Here is a 24,440-nt window from a genome sequence, read left to right as displayed (position 1 = left end):
TGACATTGACCCTGCGCGGCAAGTTCAGGCCCCCCGACGCCGGCTGTTCCCGACGCCGGTCGGGCCAGGTCCGCAGGCGGTTGAAGCGCACGTGTAGGTTTTCCCCTGGGGAAGGCGATCACGCGGGGGGAAGCGATGGACATGTCGGCTGCGCGGGCCCAGGCGTACCAGCGGGTGCACGAGGAGACCCGGGCCCGACTGGCGGCGGCGGTGGGCGCAGACACCGCCGACCTTGACCGCACCGCGGGGGAGGCCGCCGACCGACTGCATGAAAGCGGGCAGGAGCCCGACTTCGAGGTCAGGTCCGCGGACTTCGCGACCGACCCGTTCTTCGTCTGCGCCGACCGTTACTGGCGCCGACGCTTCGCCGACAGCCCCTCCGCGGCCACCGCCTTGGCCTGCGCACGCTGGATCGCCGTACACACCACGGCGGGATGCCGCTCCGCCGTCCGTGAGCAGTGGACCCTGGGCAACGGCTTCATCAACCGGGCCCATCTGGAGACGCGCGAGCAGATCGACGAGGCCGCCCGAGCCCTCGCCGGCACCCCTGAGGCTGCCGACCTGGCCCTGACCGTGCTGCTCTACCACGCGGGAAAGCTCCGCGCGAACTTCGCCTTCGACGACCTGAACGCCGTCCTCACCGCCTCCGCCCTCGCCACCGCTGCCGGCCCCCACCGCAACGAGCCCGTGGTGCTGGCGCTGCGGTCCTTCGCGGCGTTCGGCAGCCGCTCCCTGACCACCGAGCACGCCCGCGAACTTCTCGACCGGGCCTGGGCGGCACCGGACCGTTCGCGGCATGTGGTGGACGTGTGCCTGAACGGGCTGGCGTTCTCCGTGCCCTTCGACGGTCAGGGCGAACTCCTGCGCCGCATGGCCCAGGAGGCGGTGGACACCCACCCCGACAACCACATGTTTCGCTTCCGCCTCGCCACAGCCCACCACCTGTGCGCCGATCACGACGAGGCCCTGCTCCACCTCGACGCCGCTCTCGCCCTGCTCGCCCAGTCAGGGGCCTTCAGCCGCGAACTGCTCCTGGAGCAGTATCTCGTCAAGCGGGACGCCATCCATGAGGCCCGACTGCGTGCCTTGCGCGAGGCTGAGCACGAGGCACGCTGGCAGCGACAGGACGCGGCCAACGCCGACCTGGAGCGCGCCATGCACCGCTCCTCCGTACGGGCTGTCGAGCTGGTCGCTGTCTTCACCTCGGCGATCGCCTTCGCGGTCGGCTCCCTCCAGGTCACCCTCAGCGGCACGCTGAAGCTGCGCGAGCGGCTGTGGCTGCTGACTGCCCAGGGAGCGGGGCTGGCCGTCTTCGCCCTGCTCATCGTCGGCGGCACCTGGCTGATCACCGGCAGACGCTCCCGCCGCTGACCACCCACGCCCCTTCAGCCCTCCACTCCCTCCACTCCCTCCTCGTCCGCCTCGTCACGGGTGCGGCGCTCGCCAACAGAGCCCTGGGGGGTGCGGACGCGCACATCAGCGCGCGGCAGCAGCGCTCGGCCGCCCCGCGTATCCGCCGCGTGCCCCCGCCGGAACGGCGCGACCCTTGACCACCGAACTTGAGGGAAAATACTCTCAGATTACGGTAAGTGATGCATTGGTCACTTTTCGCACACGTGACCGGATCGGGGCGGCCTGACCGGCGACTACGCAGCAGGTGGCGACCTCTTGGGAATGCCGCCGGGCGGCGATTCCACGCTGGGAGGGCCAATGGCTATGGGTATGTCGCGGTGGTTGGCTGCGGCCGGAATCCACGACCCGCGACTGCGGGCGAGTTACGAGTTCTGCGACCGGTTCCACCGGAGACGGCAGAGAACGATGTATGTGGGCACGTTGCTCCTCGCGCCGGCCACACGCCCCTACCTGATCGCGCTGAGCGCCTTCGCCCTCTCCACCGATGACGTAGCGGACACCGGCGATCCGGCGCTGCGGGCCGACCGGTTCACCGACTGGACCGAGGCCACCGCGGCCGACCTGGCCGCCGGCCACAGTGGCCATCCGGTACGGCATGCCCTGGCCCATACGGTGCGCACGTACGACCTGCCACTAGAGGGCCTGTCGAGGATGGTGACCGGCTGGCGTGGCGACGTCGGAGTGGCCGGCTTCGCGACGTACGCCGAGCTGCGGGCCCACATCCACGCGACCACGACCGAGTTGGCCCTGCTGAGCCTGCCGATCGTGGGGCTCCAGAAGAGCGCGGAGGAGGCCGAGCCGGCGGTCCGGGCCATCGGTGAGGCCACGCAATTGACCGAATATCTTGACGGCCTCGCCGAGGACCTGCGCAACGGGCGGTGCTACCTGCCACTGGAGGACCTGGAGCGGTTCAAGGTCACGGCCCAGGACCTCCGGGCCGGCCGGTGGTCGCCGCAGGCGGCCGCCCTGTTGGCGTTCGAGGTCGAGCGGGCCCGCGGCCTGTTCGCACGCGCTTACGAGGGTCTGGAGACGGTCCACCCTTCGGCCCGCCCTTTCTTCCGGGCCGGTACGAGCCTGTGGGCGGCGTTTCTGGACGATCTGCTCGCCGCCGGACCCGCGGTGCTGCGCGACGCGGGGCGACGGCGGTTGGGGCGCCGGCTGCGGATCGCGGGCCCGGCCTACCTGGCGGCCCGCCGCGCCTGGCGGACCACTCCCGCACCGGTGCCGATCCCCGCCCCCGCACTGCCCTGACCGGCCATCGCCGTCCTCGACCCAGGGGGTTACCCGTGTCGCAGCGATCCATACCCCGGCCACCTACCGGTCGGAGCGCGTCCGAACTCGATGACCGGCCCCGTGAGCGGAAGGGCGAGGAGATGACCGCACCCATCGGACTGTCCCAAGCGGCCATGGTGGTACGCCGGGAACTGGAGCTGCGCGGACAGGCGCGCACCGACCGGCTCGACGAGATATGCGCCCACGCGCTGCTGCCGGCCGGCAAGCTGCTGCGGCCGACGCTGCTGCTGGAGTCGGCGGAGGCGGTCGGCGGGCTGCCCGATGCGGTCCTGACCGCGGCGATCGGCTGTGAGCTGGGCCATGTGGCCAGCCTGATCCACGACGACATCATCGACGGCGACCAGACGCGCCGGGGACGGGCTTCGGTGCCGTACCGCTACGGCATGGAACAAGCCGTCGTCGCCGGTGACTTCCTGATTTTCTCGCTGTTCCACGCCCTCGCGCAGTGCCGTCACGGCGGGATCGCCGCCGACCGGATCGTGTCCACCCTGGAACTCCTCTCCACGGTGGGGATGGAGATGTGCCGGGGCGAGCAGGCCGAGTTCGGCCTCGTCGGCGACGTGGAGTGCGGCATCGAGGACTACCTGGCGATGGCCGGCCGAAAGACCGGAGCCCTGCTCCGAGGCGCCTGCGCCGCGGGGGCGCTGCTGGGTGGCGGGTGCGCCGCCTGGGTCGGTGCCCTCAGCGACTTCGGCGACCACTTGGGCGTCGCGTTCCAGATCTGCGACGACCTCCTGCCGTACGTCGCTGACGAGGCGGTAGTGGGCAAGGCCGCCACCAGCGACGTGCGCAACCGTAGGCCCACGTTGCCGGTGATCCTGGCCCACCAGGCCGCCTCGCCGGCCCATCGCGCCCGCCTGCGCCGAGCGTTGTCCGGCGCGGTGCCGGAAGCGGCGGCGTACGCCGAACTGAGGATCCTGCTGGCGCAGACCGGCGCCTTGGACCAGGCCCGGGAGATGGCCGTGGAGCAGGGCCGGCGGGCGGAGAAGAGCGTGCTGCTGCTGCCCGGCTCACCGGCCCGGGACCGGCTGCGCGGCTACGCCGAACTCGTCATCACCCCAGACGTCTGAGGCGCTGTGCCCCAGTGGCCGCGCGTCAGCGACAACCCGCCGACCACCCGTGGGCGGGCACATCTCAGGGAGGTTCACCATGTTGGAAAAGCGAAGGCCGTGGATGCGTGGGATCGCGTATCTCGGCACGCTGGGGGCGCTGGCGTTCGTCGGTGCCGCCGCGACCCAGGCCGCGGCCGCTCCGGACCGGCTTCCGCAGGCACGTGCCGCCGCCGACACCGGCACGTGCAGCGGATCGGGCTCGGCCGTGGTCCAAGACCCGCACCCGGGTCTGCACCGGGGTTTCTCGACCACTGAGGTGTTCGAGGGCGACGGGGCAACCACGTCGTGTACGAGCAACACCGCCATCGCCAAGGTGAGCGGCAGCGGCACCAGCACGCTGACCGGCACCTGCATCGACGCCACAGGAACGGCCAGCGCCAGCGGCGTCAAGTCCTTCGACTCGGCAGGCCATGTCCTGGGCCAGAGCAGCGGCACCGCCAACGTCGTCCTCGTGGCCACCGGCAACAACGGCGTCAAGCTCACGGTCAGCAGCGGCAGCATCACCTCCGGCTTCCAGAGCGGTGCCATCTTCTCCGGCGTCGCCCTCTCCGATCCGGGTGTCAATGCCGACTGCCTCCTCAACAACGGGACGCTGAGCAGCGGTTCGGGCGACGGCAGCGGGTCAGCGTCGCACTGACCGACAGCCCCGCCCCCAGGCCGTGCCGGGCGCGCCCGGCACGGCAACCACCACCCTGAGGAGCGACGTGTTCAGCACGCTTGGCCTCCGTGTTGCCCGGCGCCGTTGGCCCGTCCAGCTCGTGGCCCTGGTTCTGGTCATCGTCGCCTCGTTGGGCGCGATGGGGTTGTCCGGCCAGCTCAGCCACGGGGGCTATCTCGATCCCGGAACGGAAGCGGCCCGGGCCACTCAAGCGGTGCGGGACCGGGTCGGGTCCGGTGGCGCGGACGTTCTTGTGCTGTACCGCGGATCCGGCCTGTCGGCGTTTCACGACAGCCGGTTCCGCGCCGCGGTGGAGAAGTCCTTGGCGGGTGCGCCTGACGGCACGATCGCCTCGGTCATGACCTATTGGAACACCCAGAACGCCGCCTTGGTCTCGGCCGACCAGCACACCGCGATCGCCGCGATCATGCTCGTCGGCGCGAACGACACCCAGCGCGTGGCCGGCTACCGCGCGCTGCGGTCGGCCCTGTCCGCACCCGGGTTCCAGGTCTCCGCCACCGGCCCGATCGCCGTACTGGAGGAGATCGCCGAGCGGAGCCAACGCGACCTGCACCGCCTGGAACTCCTCGCGCTGCCCCTGGTCGCGCTCCTGCTCCTGGTGCTCTTCCGCAGTGTGGTGGCGGCGCTGCTGCCGGTTCTGGTGGGCGGCCTGACCACGGTGACCACGCTTGGCGTGATCCGCCTGGTCACCACCGTCACGGACTTCTCGGCGCCCGCGTTGGTCGGTGTGGTCGCCGTCGGCCTGGCGCTCGGCGCCGATGCCGCCCTGTTCGTGGTGAGCCGGTTCCGCGAAGAGCTCCACCGGCATCAGGGGGGCGGCCCGATCGCCATGCATGCCGTGCCCGACGCGGTCGCCGCCACGGTCGCCACCGCGGGCCGTACGGTCTTCTTCTCCGGGATGACGATCAGCGGTATCGCGCTGGCGCTGCTGTTCTTCCCCCTCGGCATCATCCGCAGCTTCGGCATCGGCGCGGCGATCGCCGCGGCCCTGGGCGCGCTCATCAGCATCACCGTACTCCCCGCTGTGCTCGCCGTGCTGGGCCACCGGGTCAACGCGCTCCGGATCGGCCGTACCCACCCCGCCGGGGGAGGGGCGGCCTGGTGGGCGCAACTGGCGCGAGCGGTGATGAAGGACCCGATCCCGTACGCCGCCGGTGTGCTCGCCGTACTGCTCTTCCTCACCCTCCCGTTCTTCCACACCCGCTTCGCCTTCCCCGACGAACAGGCCCTGCCCCCCACCGCACCGGCCCGGACCGCCACCGACGAGCTACGGCGTGACTTCGCGTTCGGCACGCTGTCCGCGGTCCAGGTGGTCACCACCTTCGCCGACCCACTGGACACCCCCCGCGGCGCCGCGGCCCTGCGGGACTGGAGCGCCCGACTCGTCACCACCCCGGGCACCAACCGGGGCCACATCACGGCGAAGGCCGGCCACACCGCCGTCATCCACATGGCCTACGAAGGGCAGGCGGACGATCCCGGCGCGGCGGACCTGGTCCGGCGCATCCGCGCGCTGCCCACACCCGCCGGCGCCCAGGTGCTGGTCGGTGGTCAGAGCGCGATGGCCACCGACACCGCCGACCGGATCCTGGACCGCCTGGGCTGGGCGCTGCTCTACGCCACCGTCGCCGCGTTCGTTCTGCTCACGGTCACCCTGCGCTCGATCGTCCTGCCGCTCAAGGCACTGGCGGTCAACGCGCTGTCGCTGGGCGCGTCATTCGGCGCCCTCACCTGGATGTTCCAAGACGGCCATCTGATGTGGTTGGTCGGCGGCACTTCCACCGGCCACATCGACCTGTTCCAACCGGTCACCATGCTGTTCATCATCATCGCCCTGGCCATGGACTATGAACTGTTCCTGCTCTGCCGCATCCGCGAGGAATACGACGCCCACGGCGACAACCCCAACGCGGTCGCGTCCGGACTCCAACGATCCGGGCCCCTCATCACCGCCGCCGCCCTGATCGTCCTGGCCGTGTTCACGGTCTTCGCCGCCAGCGATGTCACCCTCGTCAAACAGCTCTGCGTCGGCATGGCCATCGCCGTCCTGCTCGACGCCACCATCGTCCGGCTCCTCCTCGTCCCGGCCGTGATGCGCCTGCTCGGCCGCGCCAACTGGTGGCTTCCCGGGCGAAACCGGCCGGGCTCACCGGCACACCACCCGACGGCCCGTATCCCTGAACGGCGTGGTTCGTGAGGCCCGGTTCCGTGACGGACGGTGGACTTCGCAGAGGTGGGAGAACCCAACGGTGATCATTGGGTTGAGAAGCGGGTGCTGCTGGACTGGTCCTCTTACCCTGCTGAGGTGTAGGGCTGGAGGGCCGCACGAACCGGGGTGGGCATCTCCTTCTTGCTGTGCGTCTCGGGATCCACGAACACGTGTCGCACTTCGCCTTCTGCGATGAGCCGTTCACCGATCTTGAACACCGGGCGCACGATCATGCTCGTCGTTCCGAGATGGGTAAGGGGCATCTCAATATCGAGCAGCTCATCGAAGCGTGCCCCCAGGCGGTAGAGGATCCGCGCTTCTGCCACGACCAGGTCGGCTCCGCCCTCGACCGTGGACGCGTAGTCCCCGATGACTTCTCGCCACAGCTCGGTCAGGGCGACGTCGTAGTAGAAGAGGTAGTGACCGTTGAACACCATGCCTTGCTGGTCACACTCGCTGTAGCGCACGCGCAATCGGTGCGTGAACAACTTGGCCATGGCGAGATCGTAGTCGCCTCCCGTACTGATGACCGAGGCGGCGGGAGAACCGGCGACGCGTCGGGTACGCCGCGCCGGTGCGGGGTGGTGCGGGGCGGCGCGCGGGTTACCGTCGATCGCATGGACGGTGATCGCCTAGGTTGGCGCCAGTGTTTGCTCGGCGGGGCGGTGTTTGCCGTGTGCATGGCCGGCACCACGCTGCCGACCCCGCTCTACGGCCTCTACCAGGGGAAGTTCGGATTCTCCGAGTTGGTGGTGACCGTCGTGTACGCCGTGTACGCCTTCGGGGTCATCGGCGTCTTGCTCCTGGCGGGCAACGCCTCGGATGCCGTGGGAAGGCGGCCGGTGCTGCTGTCGGGCCTGGGATTCGCGGCGGCCAGCGCCGTCTGCTTCCTGGTTGCCACCGGACTGGGCTGGCTGTACGCGGGCCGGTTGTTGTCCGGGCTGTCCGCCGGCCTGTTCACCGGGGCCGCCACGGCGTACGTGATGGAAATGGCACCGTACGGTGGCGCCGCCCGGGCCACGTTCGTGGCGACCGCCGCCAACATGGGCGGCCTGGGCTGCGGTCCGCTGCTCGCCGGAGTGCTCGCGCAGTACGCCGCCTGGCCGCTGTACCTGCCGTTCGCCGTACACCTCGCGCTGGTGGCCGGCTCGGTCGCCGTCCTGCTGTGGCTTCCGGAGACCGTACGCGAGCGGCGGCCGCTGAGCGGCGTACGGCCGCAACGGCCCGGCGTTCCCCCGCAGGTGCGGGCGGTGTTCGGGCCCGCGGCGATCGCCTCGTTCGTGGGGTTCGCGTTGTTCGGGGTGTTCACGTCGGTCAGTCCGGCGTTCCTCGCGCAGTTCCTGGACGTACACAACCACGCCGTCAGCGGACTGGTCGTCGCGCTCGCCTTCTTCGCCTCGACCGCCGGGCAGCTAGCGGTCGGCCGGGTCGGGGTGACGCGGTCGCTGCCGCTGGGCTGCGCCGGGCTCCTCGCCGGGCTGGCGCTGCTCGCGGGCGCGCTGCGGTGGGATCTGCTGCCGCTGATCGTGCTGAGCGCGCTCGTCGGCGGGGCCGGGCAGGGACTGGCGTTTCGTGGTGCGCTGTCCGCGGTGGCCGCGGCGTCTCCTCCGGGCCGCCGCGCGTCAGTGATCTCGATGCTGTTCGTCGTGGCGTACGCGGGTATCTCGGTACCGGTGATCGGAGTGGGCGTCCTCGGGGCATCGATCGGCCTGAGGGCCGCGGGGCTGGTCTTCATCGCGTGCATGGCTCTCCTGGTGACGACCGCGGCCGGCTACCTGCTCCGGCGGCCGGTACGGGCGGCTGAGTGAGCCCGCGCGACGCGGTGGCCCCGTTGCGACGGTCAGCAGGGAGGAGCAGCCCGGGACCGATCTCGCCGCGAGCGGAGCAGTCGGAGCCGCAAGGGGCGGGAGGGCGGCGGCCGTTGGTGCTGCACACCCACCCACAGCCCTTGAAGCGGTGGCGATGCGTGGGGGCGGAACCGGGGCCTCTACGGGGTCTGCACTCTCAAGGATTTCGGTAGTCCGCGGACATGCTCCAGCGTCGCCCCATGGAGATCGACGTCCGAGAGATTCGCCCCCGTCAGGTCCGCGCCGCTGAGGTCGGCGTCCGTGAGGTCGGCGTCTGTCAGGTTCGCGCCCGAGAGTTTCGCCTCGGTGAGGTCCGCGCCGGTGAGGTTCGCCCCGGAGAAGTCAGCGTTACGCAGGTCCGCTCGGTAGAGGTCCGCATGAGTCAGTTTGGCGTCGGTGAACTGTGCTTTACTCGCCCGGACATCACTCAGAGTGCCTCGATCGATGTCAGCCTTGGCGAGGTTGGCGCCCTCCACGTTCGCGTCGTTGAGGTCGGCATGGCCGAGGGACGTTTCCTCAAGGACCGCGTGTTCCAGTACGGCCGAGCTGAGGACCGCGTGTCCCAGGTCCGCGCTGCTGAGGTCCGCACCGCTGAAGTCGGCCTCGGAGAAGTTGATGCCGACGACCCTCTGGTGGACGTCGTCCCACACACCGAGGTCGCCCATCCCGCGGAGAGAGACGCGTGCGAGATCGAGGTCTCTCCTGCCTTGGCCCCTCCTGCCGTCGTGTTCGGGTTGGCGGTTGGCCAGCACGGTCATCGCCACCTGGGTGTCAGTGGTCGGCTTGCCGGCCGTCGGGGCCGCCTTCGTGCCGCCGGACGGGGGACGGGCGTGTTCCCGTACATACGCGGCCACGACCGAGACGATGGTGGGTTGGTCTCGCGGGGAGTCCTGCATGATGCGCTCCAAGGCGTAAAGCCCTCCCACGCGAACGTCCAAGGACGGCGATGACAGATTGTGGATGGCGGCGTTGAACCTGTTGGTGATCTGACCGTGTTCGGCGATCTCCAGCTGTTTGCTGGCCTGGCTCACCGATGCCCAGGTGAAGAGCAGGGCGGCCATCGCGGCTAGACCGGGCAGGACGGATGCCGTCAATGCGAGCAACTGCAGGTGATTGCCGGCCCCGATACCGCCGCTCGCGCTGTGTCGGCGGCTCCTGCGTCGTTGCTGTTGTCCCCCGGCACGCCGGTGCGCAATGCGGCGAAGTCGCCTGATGTCAGGGTGTCTGCTCACTCCTCCATCGCACACCACAGCGGTGGGAACGAGGAAGACGCCACGCTTGTGGTGTTCCCGTAGGTGTGGGCTCCCGCCCGGTTCCGGGGTTGAGGAACCAGCGGACTGTCGTTCTCGCTGAGAATGATCACGATTGGGGTTAGCCTGGAGATCTTCTACGGCTGTGGCCGGCGTGAAGAGGACGCTGATCCGGAGGGGGCCACCTGCTCAGCCTCCCGGATCGGCCGAGTTGATCGTCGCTGCTACGGCTCGCACCGTTCGCCCGGTGATCGCAGGTCACCACCGGGTTGGTCTCTCGCTGACCTCTGGTTGACCCGAAATTCTCAGAGGCTGTGCACTGGCATCAGCCCAAGGAAGGAAGCTCTTGCCCACCAAGACACTGCAGATTCCCACCGCGGACGGCCAGGCAGACGCTTTCGCCGCCTTCCCCGACAGTGGCGAGCGGCACCCCGGGGTGCTGCTGTACATGGACGCCATCGGCGTGCGGCCCGTGCTGAAGGAGATGGCCCGCGAACTGGCAGAGCACGGGTACTACGTACTCGTCCCCAACCTCTACTACCGGCACGGCCCCGCACCGGTGATCGACCTTCCCGAGCACATCGGAGAAGAGATCCGGCCCGCGGTCTTCGCCCAGTTGATGCCCTTGGTGGAGGCGCACACCACCGAGCGTGCCCTGCGCGACGCCGACGCCTACCTCGGGTTCCTCACCACCCAGCCCGAGGTCAGCCCCGGACCGGTCGCCGTGATCGGCTACTGCATGGGCGCCGCCCTGGCGATGCGCACCGCGACGGCCCACCCCGACCAGGTGGCCGCCGTCGCCGGATTCCACCCGGGCTTCCTGGTCACCGACGCGCCCGACAGCCCGCACCGCCTCGTCCCCAAGCTCACCGCCGAAGTTCACCTCGGCCTCGCCGAAGGCGACCTGTCGCCCGAGGCCATCAGCGAGCTCAACCAGGCCCTGGATGCCGCAGGCGTCGGCTACACCACCGAGATCTATCCCGGCACCGTCCACGGCTTCACCATGGCCGACACCGACGCCTTCAACCCCACCGCGCTGCAGCGCCACTGGGACCGCCTGCTTCCCCTCCTCGGCCGCACCCTGGCCAAGAGCTGAGGCTCCCGCTCGGAAACCACACCTGAAGCTCACGGCTCCGGGCGCCGGGGCCCGGGCTCGCAGGGGAGGGGCAGGGGCGGGGGCCTCCGTGATGTTCAGGTCGTCCCAGCGTCACTGCACTGAGGGTGCCGGAGGTCCGCCCTCAGGTGCGGGCGGCGGACGGGTAAGGGCTGTGCATGGTGAGGAAACGTATGTCGAGGTCGGACTTCAGGTAGTCCATGCGCCGCTCCCAGAAGGCCCGCATATGGGGGAGGGCCAGGTGAGCGTCGAGATCGGCCTGGGAGCGCCACGCCTCGTAGAAGACGAAGACACCGGGTTCGCCCTGATCCTCGTGGAAGTGGTACTCCAGGCATCCGGGTTCCCGCCGGGTCGGCTCGACGAACGAGAGCAGGAGCTGTTTCAACTCCTCGGCGCGTTCCGGCTTGGGCCGAGCGGTGCCTACGAGTGTGAACGGCTGGGGCATGAAGGCTGCCTTTCCCATAGGTACGGTGATCTTCGTACCTGCCCCACGCTAAGTGAATCCATAGGTACGATGCAAGTCGTACCTAAAAGGAGGTGTCCAGATGCCCGACGATGAAGGCCATCCGACCGTCGAGGAGATGCAGCTCGGTCCAGTGCTCGCCGCGCTGGCGGATCCGTTGCGCCGCCGAGTGGTGCGTGAGTTGGCGGCCGAGCCTGATGGCACGGCGCGGACGTGCAGCTCCTTCGGGCTGCCGGTCTCCAAGGCCACGGTCACCCATCACTTCCGCACTCTGCGCGAGGCCGGGCTGATCCGGCAGGTCGCCCGGGGCAACAGCCGGATGGCCAGCCTGCGCCGGGCCGATCTGGAGCAACGCTTCCCGGGGTTGCTGGCCATCGTGGCGGCCGAGCCGGAGGAATGATCCGGAGCGGGGCGGCTTCACTTGAGCCTGCAGGCGTGCACGTCTGCACGCTGTATCGAGATCGAAGTACGCGGTGCCGCACCGGCACGTGCAGCGTTCTCGCACGCGGAGGTGCGGCACCTGTCGGCGAAGTGCGACGTGCGCTGGATCATCCTCGCCAAGAACGGCCTCCAGCACGAGCGCCACATCAGCGGGAAGTGTCTCCGTCACGTCGTCACCGTGTCCGCTGCTCAGATGCGTCCATGCGCGGCCTAGTTGGGAGAAAGGAACGAGTGGTGGAGCGTATAGCGCTTGAAGGGGGCGCTTCCAAGGGCGACCTCGTCGTGGGATGCGGCATCGGTCCACTCGGTGATCACAATCACGCGTTCCTCACTGGATGTCAGGTGGACGTGTGCTCCAAGCAAGCCCGGAGCCGGCCGCACCACGCTCTCTACGTCGGCGGCTGCCATGGTGCTGACCGCGAAGATGCCAGTGGGCTGCACCGCGTCATGTAGGACGCTGCGGTGGCGGCGGGTCCGGTTGAGCCCGGGACGTTCGATCCCCGGTACGAGCGTATCGACGCGGCTGACCAGGTTGCCGCGATGGGCGCGGGCCCACAACAGGTGTTCTTCATCGCTGGTCCACTGAGCGTAGAAGAGCAGACTGGCGCCATCCGTGGAGACGAAGATGTGTTGCGCCAACCGCCCTGTGGGCGTCTCGGCTGCCGCCCACTCGTCAATCACAGCATCGGCGGCGGCGCGCGAACGCTCAGGGCTACCCGTGAGCCACTCGCTCATCAGGGCCGTATTGGCTGCAGGCTGAACGAGATCGAGGAAACGTGTCATGTCGGCGACTCTCATACATCCACTGCACTTGAGGTCAAATGCGCGGGCTTGAGCACGAGTCATCACAGGGACTCGAAACCGTCCTGGGTGAGGTGACCTTGCCGCTGGGCCGGTCCGGGAGCGATGACGGAACGAACGGGGCGGCACACCGCGATCCAGGGGCTACGGCTACAAGCTCGCGTAGGTCGTGGTCGCCTTCCCCTCCCCCCACCCGGCTGGCCAAACCTCCTGGCCGGCGGCACTGTCAGTGCCCCGTCGTAGGCTGCCGAGCAGGGATCGTTCGGGGAGGCGATGGGGGCAGTGGTGCGCAGGCCGGTCGAGGGGGAAGTCTTTGTTCACTACGGTCAGATCTACGTCGAGAGCGATCCGGACGGCTGCGGCCCGGACCTCGCGGAGGCGTTCGCCGGGCAGAGCGGCGGGCTGTGCGGCGCGGCGGTCCCGGGTGCGCTGTGGCTGACCACCGGGCTGCACACGGGTGACGTCGGCTTCACCGTAGAAGTGCATGACCAGGCCCCGCCGCTGGAGGGGGCCTGGGAGGACGTTGTGGAGGTGTCCTTCCGTCCCGGTTCCGGAAGCAGCACGCTCGTGCAATGGGCGGGCGAGGCATCCTGGGGGCTGGATCTGGAAGAGATCGACTACCGGGTGCGCTACTGCGCCCAGGGCATGGACGAGGCAGCCCAGCGGGACACCCTGCTGGACGACGAGCCTCAACTGGACTGCTACCTCCTGCAGTTCTGGCCCGCCCCGCCCGCGCCCGACCGCGTGCTCAGGCAGACCTCGGCGATCGCCGCCTATTGGCACGACTACGCCCGCAAGCTGCCGCCGCCGCCCACACCCGCGGAGCGCGCCGAAGCCGAACGCCTCGCCCGCCTCGTGCGGGAACAGGCAGAGGAAGAACGCCGGCTCGCCTACGAAAAATGGGAGTGGGGCGGGCAACTGCCGAGCCGGGCCCTGCGCGACGTCGGTGGCAATGTGAGCGGTCTGCTCGACTTCGACCCGGCACTCGTCCACGCCATCGACGCCGCCGGCCGCGAGACCCAGCGCGCGGTGGCCCTGTTGGCCGCGCGCCGTGCGTGCGAGAAGGCCGGTCTCACCGACCTCGACTGGATCGCCGCAGCACTCATCGCCCTGGCCGAGGGGCACCCGCTGCCGCCGCCCCTGGACGATCCGGACCGTGTGTGGCAGGCCCTGGAATCGGACCCGCGCGTCCCGGACAGGACCGTCGGCCGGGCCATCCCGCCCGAGCGGCCCCCCTTCCAGCCGCCGGCCCGGGACGACGCGCACGTGCCGGTGCCCCAGTCCGAGCAAGCCCTGTGGATAGTTGGCCCCGCGGCCGCCGTGGCCAAGTCGTCGCCGAGCCCGCCCGAAGCTCCGACGCCGCCCTCCGACGGAGCGTGCACGTTGAGCGTCACGATCGGCGAGCCGGATCCGTCCCTGCGCATGTCCCAACCGCACATGGCCGTACCCGCGCTGCTCGATGCCGCCGAAGCCGACCCGCTCCAGGCGGCTCTCGACGCGGTGCACGCAGCCGTGGCCACCTACGGCGAGGACTACCGGGCACTTCTGCGGGAGGTCTGGTCCGTGTGCCAGGGGCGTCTGTAGCCGTTGGTGTGCCGGGTGACGTCGCCGGTTGGGCATGCGCCACCGGTGACCACCGCCCCTTCCTGCCTCCCGCCGGCTCGGTAGTCCTCGACCTGCCGCCGGCGTTCGGAAGGCGGCCGTCACAGCCCCAGGCGTCTGGCCGCCAGCAGCAGGCGGGAGACGCGGTCGGCATGGTCTCGTCCGGCCGTTCCGGTCGGCCCGCTGAGGGGGAGGAAGCGCTGAACGGCCAGGGTCTGCGCTTCGGTGTAGTTGAGGAGGCCCTCGCGGCCGTGGCGGCGGCCCAGGCCCGAGTCCTTCATGCCGCCCATGGGCGCGTCCACGGACGCGTATGCCGCCGCGTGGGCTTCGTTCACATTGACCGTCCCCACCCGGATCTGTCGGCCCATGCGCAGAGCACGCCGGGGGCGGGAGGTCCAGATGCTGGCGTTGAGCCCGTAGGGCCCGGCGTTGGCCAGGGCGATGGCCTGCTGCTCGTCGTCGAAGGGTTGGACGGCTGCGACCGGCCCGAAGACCTCGGTGTCGTGCAGGGCCATCTGGGCGGTGACGTTGGTCAGGATGGTGGGTTCGTAGAAGAACGGTCCCACGTCCGGTCGGGGGCGGCCGCCGGTGATCAGCCGTGCTCCCTTGGCGACCGCGTCCTGGACATGGCCGTGCACCGCTCGCAGCCGCGCGCCGGACGCCAGCGATCCCAAGTCGGCGTGGTAGTCCAAGGACGCGCCCATGCGCAGGGAACGCGTCCGCTCGGTGAAGGCGCGCAGGAACGCCTCGTAGAGGCCGGTATGGACGAGCACCCGCTCCGCTGACATGCACAGTTGGCCGGCGTTGGTGTAGCAGGCACGCACCGCGCCGGCCGCGGCCGCGTCGACGTCGGCGTCGTCCAGGACGATGAGGGCGTTCTTTCCGCCGAGTTCCAGCGTGCATCCGATGAGGTGTTGCCCGGCCAGCTTCCCGACGTCGCGACCGGTGGCGACCGAGCCGGTGAAGCATACGAAGTCGCTGCGGGCGATCACCTGGGGGCCGATTTCCTCGCCGGGGCCGGTGACGACCTGGAACAGCCCGTGGGGCAGGCCGGCGCGGTGCAGAAGGTCGCGGACCCAGGTCGCGGTGAAGGCTCCCTGGAGGTCCGGCTTGCAGACGATGCCGTTCCCCGCCACCAGCGCCGGGAGGGCGTCGCCGACGGCCATGGTCAGCGGGTAGTTCCATGGGGCGATCACGCCGATGACGCCGCGGGGGCGGCGGAGTTCGACCGTGCGGGTCAGCAGCGGCAGAGCGCCGCGGCGGCGCCGGGGGCGGAGCAGGGCGCGGGAGTGACGGCCGTAGTGGCGAGCGGTCAGCGCGACGTCGATGATCTCCTCGAAGGCGTCCCGGCGCGTCTTTCCGGATTCGAGCTGGATGAGGTCCAGGACGTCGTTCTGATGACGTAGCAGCAGGTCATGGAATCGGAGGAGGACCGCGGTGCGTGCGCGCAGGCTCTGTGCCGACCAGCGGTCCGCTGCTGTCCGGGCGGTGGCGAAGGCGCGCTCGACGTCGTCGGGTCCGCAGTGCGGCACATGGCCCAGGGCGGTTCCGGTGAACGGCGCGATGCTGGTGGTGCAGGCGTTGGTTGAAGAGGTGACGGCCGCCCTGCCCAGCGGCGGCTGGCATGCGGGATCCGGGCGAGGGCGCCGGGCGGGTGCTGACGGCGGGGCATCGGGCGGGCGCACGGCGGTCCTCTGCTTTCCGTGGTCGTCACAGGCCGGAGGGGGAGGGGCGTATGCGCCGGACGGCACATCTGAAGAATCCCCGGCGGTGGGACATCGACCGAGAAGCGTGGCCGTGAACACCCCGGAAAATACCCGGAACTACCAAAGGTGATTTCGGCATTTATGCTGGGGATACCGTCATCTGTCGGCCGGGAGAAGGTGGTCCGGCCAGGATGGCACCGGGTTGTTGCCGGGGCGCGTCGTGCCCGCTCCGGCTGACAGAGAGGAACGGCCGGGGATGACGCGCAGGCGCAAGGAATTCGCCCGCAGTGCGGCCGCGAACCGCTTCCGAAATGCACGACGTATCGCCGCGCTCGACCCTTACCACGACCACCTGGAAATCTACCGGATCAGCTCTGGGCTGGAGTTCCCCTGGGACTACCAGCGAGCGCTGGAACTGGCGCTGCTACGCACGTTCGCCGTCCCGACCATCGGCGGACTGGTGGACGCCACCGAGCAGTTCAGGCGGTCCGGCCAACGCCGCTATGACGACACCCTGGTCCTCATGGCCGCACTGGCCAAGTACGGTTACGACTCCCCGGAAGGGAAGGTCGCACTGCGGACCATCAACACGGCGCACCGTTGGTACACGATCCGTAACGACGACATGCTGTATACGCTGTCGGCCTTCGTCTTCGAACCCATCCGGTGGATCGACAGCTATGGATGGCGGCCGTTGCTGGAGCAGGAAAGGCTGGCTGCGTTCTGGTTCTACCGCAATGTCGGGAGCCGAATGGGTATCACCGGCATTCCGTCCGACTATGACGGCCTCCAGCGATACAACAGGGAGTACGAGCGGTCGCGATTCGCTCGTACCGACGCGGGGCGCAGAGTGGCCGATGACGTCCTCGGCGTGGTCGGCGGCTGGTTCCCTCCCCCCTTGCGCCCGCTGGCCCGCCGGAGCGTGCTCAGTTTTCTGGACGCACCGCTGCTCGCGGCATTCGGATACCGCCGGCCGCGCGCCCTGCCGTACCTTCTCCACCGGGCGCTCGGCGGCCGGGCGCGCATCGAGCGGCTGTGCGGGCCCCGTCGCCGCTCCTACTATGACCGCCCGCCGAAGGTGCGCAGCTATCCGGGAACGCAACACGACTACTCCGTCGCGGACTTCGGGGTGCGCGCGCCGTCCCCGGTCGGCCCCGAGTGGAGACGCCGGTGACCGTTCGTCACGCCACGCGTGCGCGAAGGACCGTGTGGCGGGCGAGGGCCTCGATGAAGAAGGTCTGGCGAGTACGGGGGAGCAGTGGGTCGAGATCAGCCCAGGCGGGCCGCACGGTCTGCTCGGCCTCCGCCGTGCAGGCGTCGAGGGCGCCGCAGGAATCCAATGCGGCGATCACCTCCCGGACGGTTGCGTCGGTGATCCGGCGTCCACGGACCGACTGCCAGATGGCCTGCATGTCCCGATGGGGGAGCAGTGCCACCGCATGGGCCAGCGGCATCGTCACCTTCCCGTTGCGCAGGTCCTCGGCAACCGACTTGGTCGGAGCTCCCGCACGCACCACCCCGCGCAGGTCCAGGACGTCGTCGGTCACCTGGTAGGCGGTGCCGATCGCCTCCCCGAACCGCTGCAGCGCGCCGCGCAGTCGCGGAGGAGCGCCCACCAGGAGCGCGCCGACCTCGAACGCGGCGCGGACCGGGATTCCGGACTTCAACCGGTGCGTCAGCCGTACCTGGTCGAGCAAGGGGGTCGCGTCCCCCGAGGCAACCGCCTCGTCCATCTCTTTCCGCAGGCCGAGGAGGTCCAGCGCCTGCCCCGCGTGTCCGGCGCGCAGGGCGGCCAGATAGGACCCCTGGATGGCGCATCGGAGCGTCGCGTCATCGGGCACGACCATCCGCAAGGCGCGGTCGAAGGTGAAGAAGGCCGCGGTGCCGGCATTGAACGCGACGGGCGTTCCGTAGACCTTGTGGGCCGTCACCTTTCCCCGCCGCAGGTCCGCTCCGTCCTCGATGTCGTCGATGAGCAGGGAGCCGGTGTGCATGAGTTCACCGGCCGCCAGCAGCGGCGCGCAGCGCGCGCTGTCGCCGCCCAGGGCATCGATCACCTTGGCCAGGAGGTACGGACGCCAGCGTTGTCCTCCGGAGTCGACCAGATGGCGCACGGGGCGCACCAGCGTCTGGTGGAGTCGGCCGCCGACCCGCGCGGCGACGGAGGGCGTCAGATCCTGGTCGTCGGCCAGCCCGAGCAGGCCGCGGGTGGCGGCCAGGCCCATCGCGTCGGCATCGGGGTACAACGCGTTGATGTGGGCGCTGATCTCCGCGCTGAACCGGCGCATGTCCTTGCGTACGACGCGGGGCAGTCCCGTCCCACAGCCGCTCTTCCGGCGTCGTGCGGGCGGTCCGCGGAACGCGAGCGCGCCGTCCGGGTCCGAGGGCTTCTCCACCCCGGCGGGTGAACTCTCACCACTGCCGCCCGCCGACGACCGACACACCGTGTTGCGCATGGGGCTCACCATCCTTGTCATACGGGCAGCCCGGGCTGCCGAGGTCTTCCTGCTACACCGCCACCGCGAGCGCCCGGCGGGAGGAGGAGAACGCCACCTCTCGGCACGGCGGCAGCGGCTCCCCATCCACGTGCAGCGCGACCGCCCGTGAGGCTGTGACGGAGAACGTCTGCTGCCGCGTGAAGTGGCGCGCCGCCTTCCCACCGTGGTCGCGGTGCGGTAGGAGGAGCATGCGCGCCATCAGGGCCGCGCAGCGGTGCACCGACAGGTCCGTGAGCGCGAGCGCCTCCAGGTCCGTGTGGAAGGAGGCGCGCGGACACGGGGCCAGCGGCCACGGACCCAAGTAGGCGTAGGGCGAGGCGTTCGCCACCAGGACGGCGAAGAGCCCAGCCACGCTGGTCTCCGCTGCGGGACCCATCGTCAGTGCGGGGTTCCCGCGGTCCGTTCCATGGAGGAAGTGCCGTGCCCCCTCTGCGAGGTAGCGCCCCCAGGTGGCGGACTTGCCGGCCGCACGGGCTTCCCGGACGCGTGCCATCAGCTCCGCACCGAATCCCACCCCCGCGCCCGAGACGAAGTACCGCTGGTTCGCCTTTCCCAGGTTGATGACGGTCTGCCGTCCTTCCGCGACCGCGGCCGCCAGTTCCCGAGCGGCCCGCCTGGGGTGGAGGGGAACGCCGAGCGAGCGTGCGATGACGTTCATTCCGCCGGTGGGGACGATCCCCAGGACCGGCCGTGCCTCGGGTACGCCGTCTGCTCTGTCTGCCCCATCGGCTCCGTCGGCGGCGAGCAGACCGTTGACCACCTCATTGACCGTGCCGTCGCCGCCGACCACAGCAACCAGGGGACGTCCTTCCCGCTGTGCGGCCCGTGCGAGCTCCACGGCGTGTCCGGGGCGTGCGGTGGCGACCACATCCAGACGCACTGCCGTGGACAGTTCGCTCGTAACCTCGTCAATGTCGGCCCCACCGGCCCGCGTTGACGCCTTGTTCACCACGAGAAGTGCGCGCATCGCCTCACTCCACCGCACCGGGTCGGTCCGCGGCCCGGGGCAGAGCCGCGACCTGCGGCACCGCCGCTCGGTCCTTCCGTGGCAGTACGACAAGGACAAGGCAAGCCCCGGCGAAACAGACACCGACCGACATCCACGACGTCGTGCGCAGCCCGGCGACGAACGCCTGGGCCGCATCCTCCGCCAACCGGCGCGCCGCCTGAAGACGATGGAGAGAGCCGACGCCCGGGTCCCCGATCGGTGACGAGGCACCGGCGGCCAGGCGCTTGGCCTCCGTGAGCGCGCCCAGCAACTGCTCTCGGGCGCTTCCCGACGTATCACGGGCGCCTCCCGACGCACCGTGGCCGGGGCCGACCGCATCGGCCATCCGGTTCGAGTACACCGTGTTGAAGACCGACCCGATCACCGCGACACCGGAGGTGCTGCCCAGGCTCCGTACCGCGTCGTTCACGCCGGCCCCGATGCCTGCCTGTTTCCGGGGCGCCGACCGCATGATCAGCCCCGTGGCCGGCCCACCGGCCAGCCCGGTGCCGAACCCGACGAGGACCAGGAAGGCGTGGAGCCGGCCGTCGCCGGAGTCGGCCGTGGTCCCGGCCAGAAGGACGAAGGAACAGCCACACAGCACCAGCCCCGTGGCCATCATCGACCGTGCCTCCGCCCGACGTGCTCCCAAGGCGGCGACCAGGCCCCCGACGGCGACTCCCAGTCCGCCGAGCAGCATGGTCCGCCCCGCGCCCAGGGGCGACATCCCCCGCAGACCCTGGAGGTAGAAGGTGAGGAGGAAGGTGGATCCCACGAGGGCGAAGAACATCAGCGAGAGCGAGACGGCGGCCACCGCGTACCCACGGTCGTGGAACAGGCCCACGGGCAGCATGGGTTCCCCGGCCCGGCGTTCCCAGGAGAGCATCGCCGCGAGCAGCAACACGCCGGTCGCCGCGGCCGCCAGCACCCACTCGTCGGTCCAACCCCGCGCCGGCGCCTGAATGAGGCTCCACATCACGGCGAACAGGCCGGCGCCGGAGAGCAGCAGCCCCACAGGGTCCGGCCCCGGGGCCGTCGCCTCGCGGCAGGGCGGCACGAGAAAGCCGACACAGACCAGCGTCAGGACGACCAGGGGCACGTTGCCCCAGAAGCAGGCCCGCCAGGCGTAGTGCTGTAGCAGCCACCCGCCGAGGACGGGACCGACAAGGACGCCCACACCGGCGACCGTGGCCCAGATCGAGATGGCCAGCCGCCTCTGCCCCTGGTCCCGGAACACGTGCACCAGCACGGAGAGCGTGGACGGCATGATGAAGGCGGCACCGGTTCCCATCAGCGCGCGGGCCGCGATGACCACCGCACCGCTGCCGGCCACGGCGCCCAACACCGACGCCGCGCCACAGACCAACAGCCCCACGACCAGAGCCCTGCGCCGCCCTCTGCGGTCCCCCCAGTTGCCCGCGGCCAAGACACCGGAGGCCAGGGCGAGCGTGTACGCACCCACCACCCACTGCAACTGCGCCGGGCTCAGACCGAGATCACCCTGCATCTCGGGAAGCGCGACGTTGACGACGGTCTGGTCCACCCCCAGCAGCATCAGCGCCAGACTCAACACGCCGAGCACACTCCACCGCCGCATGGCGCTAGCCTTCCCGGCAGGGGACCGGAAGGCAGGAACGCACCAGCGAGTCGAAGAGCGCCTGGGGCAGCAACCACCGAAGACCCAGCGAGACGTGGGCCACCGTCCCCACGGCGTACCGGGCGCGGGGAGAACGCGCGCGCAGGGCCTGTTCCACTGTGCGAGCCACCCGTTGCGGTGAGCCGGTGCCGTACCGCCGGGGCGCGCCCCGCACCCTCCGGTAGCAGCGGTCGAGGTCGCCGCGGAAGGCGGCATAGCCCTGGGTTCCTCTGGCGCGGGAGGCGAGCATTTCCAGTGCGGTGTCGATGAACCGGGTCTCCACGGCCCCGGGCTCGATCGTGCTGACGCGGATCCCGAAGGGCCTGACCTCGAAGCGCAGGGCATCGCTGAAGGCCGTCAGGGCGTGCTTGCTGGCGTGGTAGCAGCCGCCTCCGGGCAGTGTGAAGCGGCCGGCCACGGACGACACGTTGACGATGCGTCCTTCGCCTCGGGAACGCATCGCCGGTAAGGCCAGTTGTGCCATGGTGAGCTGCCCGAACACGTTGACCTCGAACTGGCGGCGGACGTCGCGCAGGTCGGTGTCCTCGACCGGCCCCGGATGGGCATACCCGGCGTTGTTCACCAGGCCCCAGACGGCACCGTGCCTCCTCTCGACCTGCTGTACGCACTCGCGCATGGACTGCTCGTCGGTGACGTCGCACCGCAGGACGTGGGCCCCGGCGGCGGCCAGGTCCTCCAGTGTTTCGACGCGCCGCGCTGTCGCGTAGACGGCGTAGTTCCGGGAGATAAGCCGCTCGGCGACGGCCCGGCCGATACCCGAAGAGCACCCCGTGATGACGACTGCGCGTGTCCCTGCCATCGGCGTTGTCCCCTTCATGGGTATGGCCTCGCAGCCCGTTGCTTCTCCCTTGCCACACCGGACGAAGACATTCGCCCACGACCCTCGTTCTTCACCCGTATGCGGTCCGTCTTCCCCTGGACTGAGGGCAGGTCGCCCGGAGCGCGCAACGGCCGACACCCACTTCTCGGGTGTCGGCCATCGATGATCAGCGCCCGCGCATCTCGTCTGAGGGCCGGGAAGCCGGCCGCTTCACGTGCGGAGGCAGCCGGTTGTCGTCGACCGGTCAGCCTGAGGTTTCTTTCCCGCAGGTGACTTCGTCCCGGGGCACGTAGTGGGTCTTGAACGTTTCCCGCTTGGCTTCCATGCCGTCAGAGTGGAACACCCGGTCGACGTTGACGTCGAAGCCTTCGAGCGGGGGCTGTGGCAGACAGTCCTTCGCGGCACCCGGGCGGTTGCCCGGCTGTTTCACGTTGGTGCGGGGGCCCGTGACCGCTTCAACGGAGTCGTACTTCTTGGTGCCGAGGAAACTGACCGTGACAGAGGTGTCCGTAGCACTGGCCTGGATGTAGATGGCGTTGCCCGAGTCGTTGTTGAACTTCAGGTCGAGACTGCCCCAGACCACCGTTGCCTCCCGGCCTTCCGGGTAGCGCTCGATGTAGAACGAGTGCGCCCCGTGCTCCACCGGTTTGACGCCCGCGAAGAAAATGGCGTTGAAGACGGTGGTGGCGACAGTGGAGACGCCCCCTCCGGGCGCCTTGGTGTACTGGTCGTCCTGGATGATGATGCCGTCCACAAAACCATTGGCCTTGGTCCGCTCACCAACGGTGCGGTTCAGGCTCCAGGTCTCGCCGGGAAGCACGACCGACCCGTTGATCAGTTCCGCGGCACGGCCGACGTTGGTTGTGCGGTACGGGGCGCGCTCGAAGTTGACCGTGAAGCTGGACATCTTCTCCTTGATGCCCAGTCGTTCGACGGCCTGACGGGTGAGCTTCGGCTGTACCTCCTCGGCGGCCACCGCTGCGGTACGGCCCGCCCCGGTCCTGGTCAGCAGGGGCAGCACGGCTTGCTCGATGCCCTTGGCGGTCACCTCCCGGCCGGTTTTGCCGTCCGAGGCCACCACCCGGTCGCCGTCCAGGCGCAGTTTCGGCTCGGCCACCTTGCCGGTGACCGGTGCCAGGGGGCGGGCCACCGCCGGATCCTCCAGGAGCGCCTTGCCGTCGAGTTCGGGGACGAGCCGGTTGGTCTTGTCCGGTTTCATCGCGAGGTGTTTGCCGACCGTCACGGCGCTGATGGGGATCTGCCGTCCGGCTACGGTGATCGTGACCGGGGCCGACATCGCGGGCTGGGCGAACTGCGTCATGGCGCGGTTGACTTCCGCCGCGTCGATACGGGGTGCGCTCCGCCGGACCGGCAGTACGACCGGTCCGTCCTGCCGGCCGGGGACTGCCGAGCTCAGGGTCCCGACCGCGCCGCGCACATCGAGGGACTGCCCGGCGCGCGGCTCCACAGGCACTGCCTTGCCCTGCTCGAAGGAGACCGCCCCGTTCCGGGGCGTCGTGTCGTACTGCTTGGCCGTCTTGATCAGCGCCGCGCGGGTCTTCGCCTCGTCGGCGTGGATCACCGGTTCGATATCGCGGTCACCACCGGTGAACAGTCGGCCGATCACGGTCAGCGGATCGGCGCCCGCTCGCGCGGCACGGGCGACGGTCTGCTGACTGTCCAGGGAGAATCCGGCCGCACGCGCGTCGATGGCGGCGATACGACCGCCGATGCGCACCTTCACCGGCTCCGGCCAGGTCTTGGCTATCTGCTCGTCCAGCCTCTCCTGGGCCTGTGAGCGACTCAGCCCCCCGATGTCCACTCCGCGCACCCTTGTGCCCCCCGGTATGTCGTCACCGGATGCCGCCACACCCGCCAGGTACAGAGCGCCGACACCGACGCCTGTGGCGCCGGCCAGAAGCGCGGCCAGGCGGATTCGGCGGCGGGCGGCCTGCGTGGGGCCGGTGGGAAGGCCGGGCCCGGGGCCGGGGCCGGGTGAGCGAAGCACGTGATCTCCTTGCCTGCGACTGTCGCTGTCGCGCCATACAAAAGACGCCTCACGTCGCAAATCAGACTTAGCGACGGTAGTGAGGGGGCATATAAAGGCTAGATAAGATCCACATTCGCCCGACGCCGAGCACCGCGGCGACTGCGCCGGCGATGCGTGGAATCTGGGGCGGGGCCGCTGCCCCACACGCGGAGACCCTCGCCGGCTCGTGAGGAAGCTCACGATCGACTTCGACCGTGGGCACCGCCATGCACAGTTCAAGACGGCTCAGGATTTGTCGTGCGCCGCACGACCTACCGTCGTGGCGGAAGCAAGATCGCGGCAGAAACGGTGCCGGGCGGTGAGCGGCAGTGGCATGACCGCCAGGGACGTCCGCGAAGAACCGCGTCTCCTGCGCGCGCGGACCGCCCCGAGCACGGGCACACAGCCGCCGCGTCCGGTCAGCGACCACCTGACCTCGGGCCGTGACCCCCCAGGCAGCACGACACCACCGTCCTGCTGACCAAGGCCGCTGCGCAGCGCGGACTGGACAGCAGCAA

At 70.0% G+C, this 24,440-nt stretch carries 20 protein-coding genes; 10 read left to right on the top strand and 10 right to left on the bottom strand.

The window, feature by feature from the left end; all coding sequences use genetic code 11:
* Positions 1–141: 141 nt before the first annotated feature.
* The 5 genes from ACZ45Z_RS08360 to ACZ45Z_RS08340 all read left to right on the top strand — a co-directional run bounded on the left by ACZ45Z_RS08360 (position 142) and on the right by ACZ45Z_RS08340 (position 6,694).
* A complete protein-coding gene (locus ACZ45Z_RS08360) occupies positions 142–1,371 on the top strand; it encodes a hypothetical protein (RefSeq protein WP_468358073.1) in 1,230 nt (409 codons plus the stop codon).
* 303 nt (positions 1,372–1,674) lie between these two features.
* Positions 1,675–2,664: a phytoene/squalene synthase family protein gene (locus tag ACZ45Z_RS08355; protein ID WP_468358732.1), complete on the top strand. Its 990-nt coding sequence runs from the start codon at positions 1,675–1,677 to the stop codon at positions 2,662–2,664.
* Between the two features lie 122 nt (positions 2,665–2,786).
* Entirely contained in the window at positions 2,787–3,776 is a 990-nt protein-coding gene (locus ACZ45Z_RS08350; protein ID WP_468358070.1) for a polyprenyl synthetase family protein, read from the top strand.
* Positions 3,777–3,855: 79 nt separating this feature from the next.
* Positions 3,856–4,455, top strand: a complete 600-nt coding sequence (locus ACZ45Z_RS08345) for a hypothetical protein (RefSeq protein ID WP_468358067.1) — start codon at positions 3,856–3,858, stop codon at positions 4,453–4,455.
* Between the two features lie 67 nt (positions 4,456–4,522).
* Positions 4,523–6,694, top strand: a complete 2,172-nt coding sequence (locus ACZ45Z_RS08340) for an MMPL family transporter (protein ID WP_468358064.1) — start codon at positions 4,523–4,525, stop codon at positions 6,692–6,694.
* A gap of 95 nt (positions 6,695–6,789) precedes the next feature.
* On the opposite strand, the gene ACZ45Z_RS08335 is transcribed toward ACZ45Z_RS08340, so the two are convergent.
* Entirely contained in the window at positions 6,790–7,203 is a 414-nt protein-coding gene (locus ACZ45Z_RS08335; protein ID WP_468358061.1) for an acyl-CoA thioesterase, read from the bottom strand.
* Positions 7,204–7,323: 120 nt separating this feature from the next.
* Here ACZ45Z_RS08335 and ACZ45Z_RS08330 point away from each other — a divergent pair, with 120 nt between their 5' ends.
* On the top strand, positions 7,324–8,514 hold the full coding sequence (locus ACZ45Z_RS08330; protein WP_468358059.1) for an MFS transporter: 1,191 nt from the start codon (positions 7,324–7,326) through the stop codon (positions 8,512–8,514).
* Positions 8,515–8,693: 179 nt separating this feature from the next.
* Here ACZ45Z_RS08330 and ACZ45Z_RS08325 read toward each other — a convergent pair whose 3' ends face one another.
* Complete coding sequence (locus ACZ45Z_RS08325; RefSeq protein WP_468358056.1) at positions 8,694–9,614, bottom strand: pentapeptide repeat-containing protein; 921 nt, start codon at positions 9,612–9,614, stop codon at positions 8,694–8,696.
* Positions 9,615–10,149: 535 nt separating this feature from the next.
* Between ACZ45Z_RS08325 and ACZ45Z_RS08320 the strand changes: the two genes are divergently transcribed.
* Positions 10,150–10,899, top strand: coding sequence for a dienelactone hydrolase family protein (locus ACZ45Z_RS08320; protein WP_468358053.1), 750 nt, complete (start codon positions 10,150–10,152; stop codon positions 10,897–10,899).
* 142 nt (positions 10,900–11,041) lie between these two features.
* Here the strand turns inward: ACZ45Z_RS08320 and ACZ45Z_RS08315 are convergent, their stop codons facing one another.
* Positions 11,042–11,362, bottom strand: coding sequence for a putative quinol monooxygenase (locus ACZ45Z_RS08315; RefSeq protein ID WP_468358050.1), 321 nt, complete (start codon positions 11,360–11,362; stop codon positions 11,042–11,044).
* A 100-nt stretch (positions 11,363–11,462) separates the two neighbouring features.
* On the opposite strand from ACZ45Z_RS08315, the gene ACZ45Z_RS08310 reads away from it, so the two are divergent.
* Positions 11,463–11,780, top strand: a complete 318-nt coding sequence (locus tag ACZ45Z_RS08310) for an ArsR/SmtB family transcription factor (protein ID WP_468358047.1) — start codon at positions 11,463–11,465, stop codon at positions 11,778–11,780.
* A 251-nt stretch (positions 11,781–12,031) separates the two neighbouring features.
* Here the strand turns inward: ACZ45Z_RS08310 and ACZ45Z_RS08305 are convergent, their stop codons facing one another.
* On the bottom strand, positions 12,032–12,619 hold the full coding sequence (locus tag ACZ45Z_RS08305; RefSeq protein ID WP_468358044.1) for an antibiotic biosynthesis monooxygenase: 588 nt from the start codon (positions 12,617–12,619) through the stop codon (positions 12,032–12,034).
* Positions 12,620–12,895: 276 nt separating this feature from the next.
* Between ACZ45Z_RS08305 and ACZ45Z_RS08300 the strand changes: the two genes are divergently transcribed.
* A complete protein-coding gene (locus ACZ45Z_RS08300) occupies positions 12,896–14,206 on the top strand; it encodes a hypothetical protein (protein WP_468358041.1) in 1,311 nt (436 codons plus the stop codon).
* Between the two features lie 119 nt (positions 14,207–14,325).
* Here the strand turns inward: ACZ45Z_RS08300 and ACZ45Z_RS08295 are convergent, their stop codons facing one another.
* Complete coding sequence (locus ACZ45Z_RS08295) at positions 14,326–15,909, bottom strand: succinic semialdehyde dehydrogenase (protein WP_468358039.1); 1,584 nt, start codon at positions 15,907–15,909, stop codon at positions 14,326–14,328.
* 277 nt (positions 15,910–16,186) lie between these two features.
* On the opposite strand from ACZ45Z_RS08295, the gene ACZ45Z_RS08290 reads away from it, so the two are divergent.
* Positions 16,187–17,104, top strand: coding sequence for an oxygenase MpaB family protein (locus ACZ45Z_RS08290; RefSeq protein ID WP_468358037.1), 918 nt, complete (start codon positions 16,187–16,189; stop codon positions 17,102–17,104).
* A gap of 7 nt (positions 17,105–17,111) precedes the next feature.
* Here the strand turns inward: ACZ45Z_RS08290 and ACZ45Z_RS08285 are convergent, their stop codons facing one another.
* The 5 genes from ACZ45Z_RS08285 to ACZ45Z_RS08265 all read right to left on the bottom strand — a co-directional run bounded on the left by ACZ45Z_RS08285 (position 17,112) and on the right by ACZ45Z_RS08265 (position 23,901).
* Entirely contained in the window at positions 17,112–18,386 is a 1,275-nt protein-coding gene (locus tag ACZ45Z_RS08285) for a polyprenyl synthetase family protein (protein ID WP_468358035.1), read from the bottom strand.
* Positions 18,387–18,438: 52 nt separating this feature from the next.
* Positions 18,439–19,395, bottom strand: a complete 957-nt coding sequence (locus ACZ45Z_RS08280; protein WP_468358033.1) for a diacylglycerol/lipid kinase family protein — start codon at positions 19,393–19,395, stop codon at positions 18,439–18,441.
* Positions 19,396–19,399: 4 nt separating this feature from the next.
* Positions 19,400–21,013, bottom strand: a complete 1,614-nt coding sequence (locus ACZ45Z_RS08275; protein ID WP_468358030.1) for an MFS transporter — start codon at positions 21,011–21,013, stop codon at positions 19,400–19,402.
* Between the two features lie 4 nt (positions 21,014–21,017).
* The gene (locus ACZ45Z_RS08270; RefSeq protein WP_468358027.1) at positions 21,018–21,872 is read right to left on the bottom strand and encodes an SDR family NAD(P)-dependent oxidoreductase; all 855 of its coding nucleotides are present in this window, start codon (positions 21,870–21,872) and stop codon (positions 21,018–21,020) included.
* 265 nt (positions 21,873–22,137) lie between these two features.
* Complete coding sequence (locus tag ACZ45Z_RS08265; protein ID WP_468358025.1) at positions 22,138–23,901, bottom strand: VanW family protein; 1,764 nt, start codon at positions 23,899–23,901, stop codon at positions 22,138–22,140.
* Positions 23,902–24,440: the final 539 nt, after the last annotated feature.

This window comes from Streptomyces sp. NPDC031210 (assembly GCF_055570395.1).
This window is presented reverse-complemented; position numbering and strand designations above follow the sequence as displayed.

What these genes read in the sequence shown, in the direction of transcription:
- ACZ45Z_RS08360 (WP_468358073.1), top strand. Translation starts at nt 142, where the DNA reads ATGTCGGCTGCGCGGGCCCAGGCGTACCAGCGGGTGCACGAGGAGACC.
- ACZ45Z_RS08355 (WP_468358732.1), top strand. Translation starts at nt 1,675, where the DNA reads ATGCCGCCGGGCGGCGATTCCACGCTGGGAGGGCCAATGGCTATGGGT.
- ACZ45Z_RS08350 (WP_468358070.1), top strand. Translation starts at nt 2,787, where the DNA reads ATGACCGCACCCATCGGACTGTCCCAAGCGGCCATGGTGGTACGCCGG.
- ACZ45Z_RS08345 (WP_468358067.1), top strand. Translation starts at nt 3,856, where the DNA reads ATGTTGGAAAAGCGAAGGCCGTGGATGCGTGGGATCGCGTATCTCGGC.
- ACZ45Z_RS08335 (WP_468358061.1), bottom strand. Translation starts at nt 7,203, where the DNA reads ATGGCCAAGTTGTTCACGCACCGATTGCGCGTGCGCTACAGCGAGTGT.
- ACZ45Z_RS08330 (WP_468358059.1), top strand. Translation starts at nt 7,324, where the DNA reads ATGGACGGTGATCGCCTAGGTTGGCGCCAGTGTTTGCTCGGCGGGGCG.
- ACZ45Z_RS08325 (WP_468358056.1), bottom strand. Translation starts at nt 9,614, where the DNA reads ATGGCCGCCCTGCTCTTCACCTGGGCATCGGTGAGCCAGGCCAGCAAA.
- ACZ45Z_RS08315 (WP_468358050.1), bottom strand. Translation starts at nt 11,362, where the DNA reads ATGCCCCAGCCGTTCACACTCGTAGGCACCGCTCGGCCCAAGCCGGAA.
- ACZ45Z_RS08310 (WP_468358047.1), top strand. Translation starts at nt 11,463, where the DNA reads ATGCCCGACGATGAAGGCCATCCGACCGTCGAGGAGATGCAGCTCGGT.
- ACZ45Z_RS08305 (WP_468358044.1), bottom strand. Translation starts at nt 12,619, where the DNA reads ATGAGAGTCGCCGACATGACACGTTTCCTCGATCTCGTTCAGCCTGCA.
- ACZ45Z_RS08300 (WP_468358041.1), top strand. Translation starts at nt 12,896, where the DNA reads ATGGGGGCAGTGGTGCGCAGGCCGGTCGAGGGGGAAGTCTTTGTTCAC.
- ACZ45Z_RS08290 (WP_468358037.1), top strand. Translation starts at nt 16,187, where the DNA reads ATGACGCGCAGGCGCAAGGAATTCGCCCGCAGTGCGGCCGCGAACCGC.
- ACZ45Z_RS08285 (WP_468358035.1), bottom strand. Translation starts at nt 18,386, where the DNA reads ATGCGCAACACGGTGTGTCGGTCGTCGGCGGGCGGCAGTGGTGAGAGT.
- ACZ45Z_RS08280 (WP_468358033.1), bottom strand. Translation starts at nt 19,395, where the DNA reads ATGCGCGCACTTCTCGTGGTGAACAAGGCGTCAACGCGGGCCGGTGGG.
- ACZ45Z_RS08275 (WP_468358030.1), bottom strand. Translation starts at nt 21,013, where the DNA reads ATGCGGCGGTGGAGTGTGCTCGGCGTGTTGAGTCTGGCGCTGATGCTG.
- ACZ45Z_RS08270 (WP_468358027.1), bottom strand. Translation starts at nt 21,872, where the DNA reads ATGGCAGGGACACGCGCAGTCGTCATCACGGGGTGCTCTTCGGGTATC.